12 protein-coding genes, 1 tRNA gene and 3 pseudogenes are annotated in these 11,714 nt (G+C 23.6%); 2 read left to right on the forward strand and 14 right to left on the reverse strand.

What is annotated here, in order from left to right; genetic code table 4:
- Nucleotides 1-60: 60 nt before the first annotated feature.
- Nucleotides 61-555: pseudogene (locus EXC65_RS04160) on the forward strand (restriction endonuclease subunit S); the annotation flags it as partial.
- A 132-nt stretch (nt 556-687) separates the two neighbouring features.
- Here EXC65_RS04160 and topA read toward each other — a convergent pair.
- The 7 genes and pseudogenes from topA to EXC65_RS04185 all read right to left on the reverse strand — a co-directional run bounded on the left by topA (nt 688) and on the right by EXC65_RS04185 (nt 5,612).
- Nucleotides 688-2,391: a type I DNA topoisomerase gene (topA, locus tag EXC65_RS04165; RefSeq protein WP_318025980.1), complete on the reverse strand. Its 1,704-nt coding sequence runs from the start codon at nt 2,389-2,391 to the stop codon at nt 688-690.
- A 4-nt stretch (nt 2,392-2,395) separates the two neighbouring features.
- The gene (locus EXC65_RS04715) at nt 2,396-2,530 is read right to left on the reverse strand and encodes a toprim domain-containing protein (RefSeq protein WP_318025981.1); all 135 of its coding nucleotides are present in this window, start codon (nt 2,528-2,530) and stop codon (nt 2,396-2,398) included.
- A 187-nt stretch (nt 2,531-2,717) separates the two neighbouring features.
- Nucleotides 2,718-3,162, reverse strand: a pseudogene (coaD, locus tag EXC65_RS04635) (pantetheine-phosphate adenylyltransferase).
- Nucleotides 3,140-4,126, reverse strand: coding sequence for an acetate/propionate family kinase (locus EXC65_RS04175; protein WP_232018852.1), 987 nt, complete (start codon nt 4,124-4,126; stop codon nt 3,140-3,142). Before EXC65_RS04175 ends, coaD begins: the two are co-directional and overlap by 23 nt.
- A gap of 37 nt (nt 4,127-4,163) precedes the next feature.
- Nucleotides 4,164-4,313, reverse strand: coding sequence for a hypothetical protein (locus tag EXC65_RS04640; RefSeq protein ID WP_232018853.1), 150 nt, complete (start codon nt 4,311-4,313; stop codon nt 4,164-4,166).
- 27 nt (nt 4,314-4,340) lie between these two features.
- A pseudogene (locus EXC65_RS04180) lies at nt 4,341-5,311 on the reverse strand (phosphate acetyltransferase).
- A 210-nt stretch (nt 5,312-5,521) separates the two neighbouring features.
- Nucleotides 5,522-5,612 (reverse strand) — tRNA-Ser (locus EXC65_RS04185).
- A gap of 309 nt (nt 5,613-5,921) precedes the next feature.
- Here EXC65_RS04185 and pfkA point away from each other — a divergent pair.
- Nucleotides 5,922-6,746 carry a 6-phosphofructokinase gene (gene pfkA / locus EXC65_RS04190; protein ID WP_232018854.1) on the forward strand — a complete coding sequence of 275 codons (825 nt, stop codon included), beginning with the start codon at nt 5,922-5,924 and terminating at the stop codon, nt 6,744-6,746.
- A 314-nt stretch (nt 6,747-7,060) separates the two neighbouring features.
- Here the strand turns inward: pfkA and EXC65_RS04195 are convergent, their stop codons facing one another.
- The 7 genes from EXC65_RS04195 to EXC65_RS04500 form a co-directional block, all read right to left on the reverse strand.
- A complete protein-coding gene (locus tag EXC65_RS04195; protein ID WP_129719492.1) occupies nt 7,061-8,281 on the reverse strand; it encodes a replication-associated recombination protein A in 1,221 nt (406 codons plus the stop codon).
- Nucleotides 8,274-9,140 (reverse strand): DUF2130 domain-containing protein, encoded by an 867-nt coding sequence (locus EXC65_RS04200; RefSeq protein ID WP_129720239.1) that lies wholly within the window; start codon nt 9,138-9,140, stop codon nt 8,274-8,276. The genes EXC65_RS04195 and EXC65_RS04200 overlap by 8 nt, the downstream gene beginning before the upstream one ends.
- Before the next feature lie 374 nt (nt 9,141-9,514).
- Nucleotides 9,515-9,730 carry a hypothetical protein gene (locus tag EXC65_RS04205; protein WP_165001359.1) on the reverse strand — a complete coding sequence of 72 codons (216 nt, stop codon included), beginning with the start codon at nt 9,728-9,730 and terminating at the stop codon, nt 9,515-9,517.
- Nucleotides 9,731-9,973: 243 nt separating this feature from the next.
- A complete protein-coding gene (locus tag EXC65_RS04210) occupies nt 9,974-10,642 on the reverse strand; it encodes an AAA domain-containing protein (RefSeq protein WP_129720241.1) in 669 nt (222 codons plus the stop codon).
- Entirely contained in the window at nt 10,638-11,057 is a 420-nt protein-coding gene (locus EXC65_RS04215; RefSeq protein WP_129720242.1) for a hypothetical protein, read from the reverse strand. Before EXC65_RS04215 ends, EXC65_RS04210 begins: the two co-directional genes overlap by 5 nt.
- 35 nt (nt 11,058-11,092) lie before the next feature.
- Nucleotides 11,093-11,278, reverse strand: a complete 186-nt coding sequence (locus EXC65_RS04220) for a hypothetical protein (protein WP_129720243.1) — start codon at nt 11,276-11,278, stop codon at nt 11,093-11,095.
- 108 nt (nt 11,279-11,386) lie between these two features.
- Nucleotides 11,387-11,714 (reverse strand): hypothetical protein (locus EXC65_RS04500; RefSeq protein ID WP_197724537.1); only part of this gene is annotated, 328 nt, incomplete at its 5' end.

The following is an 11,714-nucleotide window of genomic DNA, read 5'->3' on the forward strand; positions in this document are numbered from 1 at the left end:
AAGCAACAAGATTTTTATTCTAATAAATTATTAACTAGTTTGGGCAAATTTTATAAACTTGGGGAAATTTCTAATGTAATTTCTGGTAGAGGACCTAATGGAGTAAAAAATATTGAAGCTTTTAAAAGTGAATATGGTGGAGTCAATTGACTTTTAGTTAAAAATTTAAAAAGTAATCAAATTCAAGGTGAAATTGGAAAATATAATTTTGATCCTTTAAAACACAAATTAATAAAATTGAATAAAAATGAAATGGTTTATTCTATGTACGCTACACCTGGAATTGTTGCAATTAACTTTGAAAATAATGATTTATATATTAATCAGTCTTTTTGCAAAATCATTCCAAACCCACATATTGTAATTCAAAAATATTTATATTTTTATTTAATAAAAAATAAAAATAATTTTTTAAAATTTTCTTCAGGAACTACACAAAAAAATTTAAATTTAAGTTTAGTAAAGAAATTTAACATTAATATTCCACCTTTAGAAACGCAAAATTTATTAATAAGCATTATTGAACCATTAAAATATAAAAATCTTTTTAATTAAATTTTTATTTTTTTAAAAAAACTTGTTTTTAAATGATAAATTTCATTTTTATTTTTAAAAAATTATTATAGTATTTAATATATAAAAATAACAACAAGCAAAATTTTAGCTTTGTTGTTATTTTTTAGGTTTTTATTGTTTCTTTTTTGATCAATTAACATATTTTTTCTTGTAGCTTTGACTAGAATTAGGGAGTGATTTTACGAATTTACATTTTGGAAAATTAGAACATCCAATAAATTTTTGTCTTGTTGCTTTGTTGAAGCGGAAAATTAAATCAACATTATCTTCTGGACACATTTCATCAACTTTTTGAATAGCACTTGTTCTAGTTATATTTTCTGTTGTTGTTTCAACATTTTTTTGAAAGTCTTCTCAAAAAATATCTAAAACTTTTTTGTAATCTTCTGTGCCTTCAGCAATTAAATCTAATTTTTCTTCAATTGAAGATGTATATTTTTCATTAATTATTTCAGGACTTATTTCAAATAGTTTCTCTAATACAATTGATCCAAAATCGGAAGGTATTAATGTTTTCTCTCCGTTTTCAACATATAATCTTTCTTTTAATGTTTTAATGATTGTGGCAAATGTTGATGGTCTACCTACTTTAATTTCATCCATTGCTTCAATTAAACTACCTTCACTATATCTACTTGGTGGTTGAGTTTCTGAATTAATTAATTTATATTCTTTGATTGGGACAACATCATTAAGTTTTAAATTAAGTTTTTTTTCTTTATTTAATTTGTCTGGCATTATTTTATAATAACCATCAAAAATAATATCTGATTCTGTTGCTTTAAAACTATGATTATTGTTTTCTAATTCGTATCTGACTGTTTTTCTAATTGGAACATTCATAGTAGCTTGTAAAGAATTTTGATAAATTAATGAATAAATTTTATAATCTATTTCTTTTAATTCAAACATTTCTTTTGCTTTATCAGGAGTTAAATTTAAATCTGTTGGTCTAATAGCTTCATGGGCATCTTGATCACCTGCAAAACCTTTTATATCTTTCGCTACATACTCTTGACCAAAATTTTTAACAATAAATTGTTGTGCATGCTCTAAAAATGTTTTGCTTAATCTTGTTGAATCAGTTCTAGGATATGAAATAAGTCCACCAGAACCATAACCTTCATATAAACTTTGTAAACTAGCTTGGACAGCTCCAGATGAAATCCCTGCTCTTTTATATAAAACTGATTGTTTGAAAGGTGTGACTTTAGCTTCTTTTTTTTCTGAAACTTTTATATTTTTTACTACTAAATCACCTTTTAATTCTTTTATGATTGCTTCTGCTTCTTTTGGTTCAATTCATAAAGAATTATTTTGATATGGTTTTATATTATTAAAATATTCAAATTCTATTTCATCACTTTGTAATGCTTTAATGGTTGAATATTGAATTGGAACAAAACTTTTACGCTCTTTCTCCTTGTCAATTATCAATTTAAGTGCAACAGATTGCACTCTACCAGCTGTTGGTGTAATTGGTGGTTGTGAAATTTTTAAGTCTACTATTCTTGAAAGTCTAAAACCAATAATACGGTCTAAGATTCTTCTAGTTTTTTGAGCATTAACTAAATTTTGATTAATTAAAAGTGGGTTTTCAATAGCATTTTTAATAGCTGTTTCTGTAATTTCATTGTATTTAATTCTTTTATATTTATTTTGGATTTCTAATAAATTAACCAAATTTGCGGCAATTGCTTCACCCTCACGATCAGGGTCGGTTGCAATCAAAATTTCATCAAATTTCTTAGATGCTGCTTTTAGATCTTTAATAACCTTTTTCTTATCTTGTTTTCTTCATATATAGGTTCTCAAGTATCTAAATTAACTCCAAATCCAAATTACCAGCTGTTTTGAGTTCTAAAACATGACCTACTGAAGCCATAACTTCATAGTCATTTCCTAAATATTTTTTAATAGTTTTAATTTTATTTGGTGACTCAACAATTACTAATTTTGCATTAAATCATTATAGCAAAATTTTTTATCTTTTAAAGTTAATTACAAAAATAGGCAATTTAATTTACAAAATTAAACAAAATATTTTATTTTTTCTTGCAATATTAAAAAAAGTAACAAAAAACTTGATTTATGACTAAATCAAGTTATTTTTTATGTTTAAACAAAATAATTAAATTACGTTATTTTAAATTTAGCTTTGCTTTGTGTCTTTCTAAAGTAGAACTTTTATTAATATTTTCACTATCTGGCACTAATAAAATAGTTTCTAATTTATTATTTTGTAATTTATTAGATAATGCTAAATCGATTTCATAGTCAAAATCAATTTGATTCCTTGCTGATCTAATTAATCAATTAACATTAAGTTGTTTAGCAATATCAGCTGTTAAATTATTATCATTTATAATAATCTCAACATTTTTTAGTCCAACTATTGCTTGCTCTACAATTTTTTTTCTTTTCTCAAAAGAAAAATCAATTTCTTTATCTGGATTTATAGTTATAACTAAATAAACATAATCAAAAATAGATAAAGCTTTTTTTTAAAATGCTTAAATGTCCTTCATGAAAAGGAGCAAAACTTCCAGGATAAAGTGCTTTTTTAGTTAAATAATTTTTTTGCATCTTGTGCAATCATTAATTCTTCATTTGTTCTAATAACATAAACAGGAATAGCTGAATCACTTGTTGTTATAAGATGACTTGATGCAATTTCACTTGGTGATACATTATTTAATTTAGTATCTACTTTAATATCAAGAATGTTAATTTTTTCTAAAATCATTTGTCTAATAAAACTTGAATTTTCACCAACACCCGCTGTAAAAACTAATGCATCAATATTTTTACCAATTTTATTAATGTAGTTAATTAAATAATCTGCAATTTTTTGTGTATAAAGGTCAATAGCTAAAATTGCATTAGCATCATTTTCTTGATATTTTTGAATAACATCTCTTAAATCTGAACCAATGCCACTAACACCTAATAAACCTGATTGTTTATTTAAAATATTTGTGAATTCTTTAATTGAAATATTTGCTTGTTCCATTACATATTCATGAATAGAAGGATCAATATCTCCACTTCTTGTCCCCATCATAATTCCTGCTAATGGTGTCATCCCCATTGATGTATCAATTGATTTAGAATCTTTAATAGCACAGAGTGAAGCTCCACTTCCTATATGCATATTAACTAAACTAACTGTTTTTTTGTTTAAAATTTCTGCAAGTTTTTGAGTAATAAATTTATGGCTAGTTCCATGAAAACCATATTTTTTAATTCCATATTTTTGGCTTAATTCTCTGTTAATCGGATAAATAGAATTTACATTTGGAATTGTAGTATGGAAAGCTGTATCAAAAGTTGCGCTTAGTTTTGCATTTGGGATAACTTTTTTTATTGCTTTTATCGCTAATAAAGCTCCTGGATTATGTAATGGTGCAAATTTAGATAATTCATCAATAACTTGAATTTCTTTTGCTTTTAATTCTGTTGTATCAACAAAATATTCACCACCATGAACAACTCTAAAACCAACAATTTCGATTTCATCTAAATTTTCAATAACTTTATTTCTTTTCACATTTCTACTGTTTCAGTTACAGAATCTAAATGATCTTTTAAATCAATTGTTTTTTAGTTTTTTTACCTTTGTATTCCATTGTTAAAAATGAATCACTAATACCAATTCTTTCTGAAATACCACCTGCAATAATTTCAAGTTCATTTTTTTGAAAAAAGTGATCATTTCATTGAAGAAGAACCAGCATTAATAACTAAAATTTTTTTATTTTGCATTATTTTTCCTCTTTAAATGTCTGTAGTGTTGTAATTAAAATTGTGTTATATACATCTTCAACTGTCGCTCCTCTTGAAAGGTCATTAACTGGAGCTCCTACACCTGTGATAATCGGACCTATAGCTCCATATCCACCCATTCTTTGAGCTATTTTATAACCTATATTACCAGCATCTAATGTTGGGAAAACAAAAACATTTGCTGAACCTTCGAAACTTGGTTTTTTATATTTATCTTTTTTAACTTTTTTCAATATAAGCAGCATCAAATTGCACTTCTCCAATAACATTTGAATTTGAAGATAAAGTTTTATATTTTTCAAAAGCTGCAACAACAGTTTTAGTTTCTTCACTTTTTGCTGAGCCATCTGTAGAAAATGAAAGAAATGCTACTTTTGGATCTAATCCTAAACTTTTAGCAAATAATTCTGCGTTAAATCCTATTTCTGCTAATTGATCAGATGTTGGTTTGATATTTACTGAAATATCTGAGAAAATTAACTTTTCTTCATTTTTATGCATAATCATAGCGCTAGAAATGGTTTTAACACCTGGCATTGGTCCTATAACTTTAAATGCAGCTCTTAAAATATCTGATGTTGTAAAATTAAGGCCTCCAACAACACCATCAACTTCTTTGTTTTTTTAACATCATCATTGCATAAAAAGGTTTAGTTTGTAATGCTTTTTTTGCATTTTCTAATGTTTCTTTACCTTTTCTTAATTCAAAAAATAATTCACCAAATTTTTCTTTTTTATCATCAGACATTACTTCTTGAATTATTTCATCACTAATATTTTTATGTAGTTTATCAACTAATAAAACAGGTGTAATTAATTTAGATTGCACTAATAAATTCGCTGCATCAACAGCTCTTTGATCATCACCATCAATAATAACGATTTTTCTTTTAGAATTAGTTTCATTTTTTAGTTTGATTTGATTTTCTAATAAAATTTTAAAACTCATTTTTTTCTCCTAAGCTTAATTTTTTTATAAATAAATTAAATGAATATTAAAAATAATTTTAAACTAAATTAATAAATATACAATTATTTATTAATAAAAATTAAAAAAAATGCTGAAAAATAAAAAAAATAGAGTAAAAATTTTTTATTTAAATTTGAAGAAAATAAATAAAAAAATATAAATTATGACATAAAAAAGGCACAAAAAAAATGGCGGGGCAAACAGGATTTGAACCTGCGCGGGCGGTCAAGCCCCTAACGCGTTAGCAGTGCGTCCTCTTCAGCCTCTTGAGTATTACCCCGTACATTGTGTAAATATTATACAACATTATTAATTTTTTTTGTTAAAATTTGTACTAAGCCTAGTTTTAAAAAATGTTTAATTTTTTTTAAAAAATAATAATAGATAACTTTTTTTTAAATTTTTTTTGTTTTTTTTGTTTTTTTACTTAAAAAAAATATAAATAATTTAAAAGAACTCAACATATAAAAAATAATAAAAAAACTAACAAAAAAAATATAAAACAAATAATATGTTGTATAATTAAAAATAATTTATTAAAATTAAAAAATAAATTTTTAGTATTATGTTAATAATTTAGGAGAAAAAAATGGAAATTAAAAAAATAGCTATTTTGACATCTGGGGGTGATGCACCAGGTATGAACAATGTTATAAGAGCTGTTGTTAAATCTGCTTTACTTAATAACATTGAACCTTTTTTAGTTTATGGTGGTTATAAAGGACTTTATAAAAATAAAATTGTTTCAACAACTAATAAAAATGTAGATAAATACCTTGCACAAGGTGGAACATTCATTTATTCAACAAGATTCCCAAAATTTAAAAATCCAGAAATAAGACAAGAAGCAATTGGAAATTTAAAAAGATTAGGAATTGACGCTTTATTAGTAATTGGTGGTAATGGTTCATATGCAGGTGCTTTAAAATTACATGAAGAAGGTATAAAAGTTTTAACAATCCCAGGTACAATTGACAATGATATTAATTCAAGTGAATTTACATTAGGTTATGACACAGCACTTAACACAATTGTTGAAGCTGTTGATAAATTAAGAGATACAGCAACTTCGCATAGTAGATTTTTTATTGTTGAAACAATGGGGCATGGAGCTGGAGATTTAGCACTTTATTCAGGGATTGCAACAGGAGCTGAAATTATTGTTACAAATGAAAAACCTATGACTGTCGATGAAATAATTGCAGTAGTACATGATCAAGTACATAATCGTAGAAAAAGAAGTGTTATAGCTATTGTTAGTGAATTTATTTACCCTAACCTTGATAATGTTGCTAAAGCAGTACAAGCTAAAACCAAAGTTTCTGCAAGAGCTATGAAATTAGGACATCTACAAAGAGGTGGACGTCCAAGTGCACAAGACCGTATTTTAGGAACCTTAATGGTTCAAAAGTAATTGAACTGTTTAATCAAGGATATTCAGGTTATGCACTTTCAGTTAATAATGGAGATATAGTTCCAATCAGAATTGAAGAATCATTAGAAATGACACAAAAGTCAAACAAAGCTAAAACAATTAAATATAGCAAATTAAACCAATTTTAATTAAATTAAAAAGGAGAAAATATGCGTAAAATTAGAAGAAAACAAATGGCAGAAAGAAGACTTGAAAGAATTAAAAAACTTCAAAAAGAAGCTAGAAAAGCAGCTAGAAAAAACAATTAAATTAAAAACTGTCTTAAGACAGTTTTTTTTAATGTTTTTTTATTGTTATTTATTATTATTTTTTTCTTTAATTTGCTTTCAATATTCTTTTATTTTTCTTTCATTAGCATTATTTTTAAAATGAAAAAATTTTTCCTCTATTAATTCTTTTGGCATATATTGTTGTTCTACATATGAATTAGCAAAATCATGAGGATATAAATAACCAATGCCATTTTTTAATTTAGCAGCTGATGCATAATGATTATCTTTTAAATGTTTAGGAACTTGATAAACTTTATTCTCGTTAATAGTATTCAAAGCTTTTTGAGTTGCTAAATAACTAGAATTACTTTTAGGACTTAGTGCTAGCTCTATAATAATATTACCAATTGGTAATATAGCTTCAGGCATACCCAAACGCTCAGCTGCTTTAATAGCTGTATCTACTTTTAAACCAATTAAAGAATTAGCTAAACCAATATCTTCATATGCAATTGCTAACATTCTACGAAATAATCCATCTAAATTACCACCTACAACTAATAATAATCCATAGTATAATGATGCATCTACATCACTCCCTCTTACAGATTTATGAAATGCACTTAAGTTATCATATGATGCATCTTTTTTATAATCATAATAAAAATTTTTATGAGGAAAAATTTTTTCTAAAATTTCAATGGTTATTTTTCCTTTAAATTTTAAATTAATTAAAAGTTCTAAATTATTAAAAACATTTCTTAAATCACCACTTGAAATTCTTACAAATTTTTCAAGTGTTTCTTTATCAAAAATTAAATTAATTTTTTTATTTTTGATAATTTTTTGCAAAGCATTTGTTATATCTTCTTCACTAATTTTTTCAAATTGCAAAATTTGCAATCTACTTCTTATTGCTGGATTAACTTTAAAAAAAGGATTTTCTGTTGTTGTAGCATAAAAAGTTTTATTTTTTTCTTCTAAAAAAGAAAGCAAAATATCTTGTTTATCTTTGTTTAGTCTATGAATTTCATCAATAATAATAATGTCATAATTATTAATGTAGTTTATTAATTTTTCTTTATTATCTAAAACAGAGTTAAAAATAACAAATTTTTTCCCTAATTCTTTTGCTAAAACTATTGCACTAGAAGTTTTACCAATGCCTGATTCACCATAAAATATAAAAGATGTATTATTTTTGTGATCAATAATTTTTTTTAATAAAAATTTGATATGACTTTGCCCTACAATATCATCCAGTTTTTCAGGCACGAATATTTTTGATGTTATATTATTCATTTTTTTCGTTTGGTTTAATTAAATTAGAATCTTCAATCTCACTATGGCTTACACTAGGTGATGAAAAATTATCTTTCTTTAAATAAGCAAAATTGTTGTCAACTTTATTAATTTTTTTAACAATTTTATTAATATTGAAATTTTCAATTTTATTTTTAAAAGTATTGATATGTTTATCTAATTTAATCTTTACTAATTCTTCCATTTTAAAAGCAGTGCTTTGAATTGTTGTAATGTGTTTGCTTAAATCTTCAATATCTGTTGTCATATGTTTTAAAGAGTTATCTAAAATTTTATTTTTCATTTTATCAAATTCATCTAAAATTTCATATTTTTCTTTAAATTCTAATTCAGAGGAAATTACACCTTTTTTAATATTGAGAATATGAGTTATTAATGATAGAAAAGTTATAAAATATTGTGGCCTTGTTACATAAATATTTGAATATTCATTTTTTTCTTTTTTAATAACAAAATTTTGTTCAGGTTCTAACTCAGTAACTAAAAGTGCATAATTTGCTTTTTGATTCAATCTATCATTTTCTAATTTTTTATAAAATTTACTATTTTTTTCTTTGCTATTTTCACCAGCGGTTTTAGCTTCAATTATTACTGTTCCGATAACTTTTTGTGTGACATCATCTAAAACCTCAAATAAAAAATCTGCTTTTTTTCCATCTATCTCTTTTGCTTTTGTCATTTTAACATTGGAGTTAAAACCAAAATGAAAATCAAATTCATTTTGAATTCATTTTTCTAAATCTTCACCCATAACTTTTGAATTTAAACTTTTTTCTCTTGTCATTCTATCAATCTGTTTTTTATGTTCTTCTTTTTGAGTTGATAATTCAGCTTCCAAATTTTGAATTTTACTAATTTTTTCTTGAAATTCTTTATCTTTTCTGAATTCATCAATTGCTTTTCTTTTTTCAAGTTCAATATTTGATTCAGATCTTGCTAATTGAATTTTTAACTCTTCAATTTCTTTAACTTTATCTAAGTATTCATTACTTTGTTTAAAATTAATAATAGCTTTATTAGGTGCTTCTTTTACTTCATGTTTTAAAATATTAATTTCATTTTCAAAACTTATTTTTTCTTTTTCTAGATTTTTAAGTTTATCATTTAAACCTAAAAATTCATTTGAGTTTTTAAATTTAATAATTTCATTTTCTTTTTCTACTTCTAATTTAGTTATTTTATTTCTTAAATTTTTAATTTCATCTAAATATTTTAAAAAATCATTAGTTTTTTAAAATCTTCTATTGATTTGATAGAAATAATTTCTTTTTCCTTTTCGGATTTTTGTAGTTCATTTTCAAAATTTATTTTTTCTTTTTCTAAAATATTAATTTTTTCTTTTAGTTCAATAAATTCATTAGAATTTTTAAATTCATTTTCTCATTGCTTTTTCAGTTCATTTGTTATTATTTCATTACCTTCAAGCAATTTTTTTATTTTAATGCTCTCTTCTTTTTGTCACTCAGGCAATTCTGTTAAATAATAAAATCACCTGGTTGTGCACTTTCTAAAATTTCTAATTCTCATTTTTGAATATTTTTTATTTTTGCTTGAATTTTTTTTGCCATATCAACCTTCCTTTTTATTTTTGATTTTTTTCTTTAAAATTATATTACATAAATAATATAATGAAAAAACAAACATTTATAAAAAAATGCTTGTTTTACTTATTTAATTAGTTAATTTTTCTTCTATAAGATTTAAAATTTTATCTCTATTAATTAATCATTTAATTTTCTCAATAATTAATAAATTATATTTTTTAGACAAAAGATAGCTAATACTATCTTTAAAAATTATATATTCTTCATAATTACTATAATTATTATAATCATCAATAGCTATACCTAATAAAAACATATTTTCTTTATTTAAAATAGCTAAATCTATTTTTTTGCTTCCAATAATATAATCTTTTTTTATTTTATAATTTTGTTCAATAAAAATAGACATTTTTAAAATTTTTTCAATAATTTTATCAACTAAATTATTTACTTCACTTTCAGAAGAATTATTATTATTTTGTTGGTTATCCAATAGTAAATATCTTTTTCTCTCATCATTTGAAAGTTCTAAAAATAAAAGTCATTTTTTAAAAAGTAATAAATCATCATTTGTATTCAAAGTTTCAATTTCATTTGCTTTTATTGATTTAACAATTATCATTTTATTTTTTGCTCTTGATATTGCAACATTAAGCGCGTTTTGTCCACCTCTTCTTGAAACGTAGGTAGAAGATAGAGCTGTTGTTTTATCATAAACAACAGAAACAATCAATAAATCAGCTTCATCACCTTGTATATTTTCAATATTTTTTAATAAAATTTTTTCTTCATTAATAGCTTTTTTCTAATTCTAAATATTTATTAAAAATAATGTTTTCTATTAGTTCTCTTTGTGGTCTATTAAAAGTCAAAATGATAATTTTGTTATACTTTGACAAATTAGCTTGAGCTAATTCAACCACTAATTTTGCTTCTTCTAAATTTGACTTATTTTTTCATTCTCCATTTATATCATAAACTTCAATAGGTTCTTCATCAAATGTTGTCAATTTATCAATTACATCTAGTTTTGAATTATAAAAATGTTTTGATGAAAAAGTCATTAATGAAGCAAAATTAGAACGATAATTTTTATCTAATAAAATTGAATAAATCCCTTTGTAAACAGCATAATTTAAAATAGATTCAATATTACCTAATTCAATATCTTCAATATCACTTCTAGTTGAAAATCAACTTGTAGGTTGCATTTGCTTATCATCACCAGCTAAAATTTTTATTTTAGCTAAATATAAAATTGGGATTGCTTTTTCAATAAAATTTGTGATGATTCATCTAAAATTGCATAATCAAATTCTTCCTTATCTCATTTAGTTAATTCTGTATCTACTGAAGAGATAATTATAGGAAATAATTCTTTAATAATTACATAGTGATCTAAAAACAAATTTATATGGATCTCTTCATCCATTTCTTGCTGCTAAAGCAAACCTATGGTAAAGTCTAGTTTTTTTCTTTATTAAAGTTATTTATTTTTTTAAACAAACGATAAGTAACATAATTTGTTATTTCTTCTTCATTACAAATATCTTGTTTTGTCATCACCAATTAAATGCTTATAAAATTCATCAATGTTTATAAGTTTTTTCTTTTCTATATCAACAATTTTATTTGTAATTTCACTTAAATCTCCATCATAATCTGCAAAATCATTAAGTATAATATTTGCATCTCTATTTATGTCATCATTAAATTTTATAAAAAGTTTTTTAATAGCAGACACTTTTTTATTTTTTAAAGTTTCAAAAATAAGTATTTTTAACTTTTTAGGATCTTTAGTTATTCTAGAAGGGTTTAGATTAATATTTTTACTTAATTTATAAAGATTTTCAATTGTTTTTAAAGAT

Source organism: Mesomycoplasma neurolyticum, from assembly GCF_900660485.1.
GTDB classification, from domain to species: Bacteria; Bacillota_I; Bacilli_A; order Mycoplasmatales; family Metamycoplasmataceae; genus Mesomycoplasma_A; species Mesomycoplasma_A neurolyticum.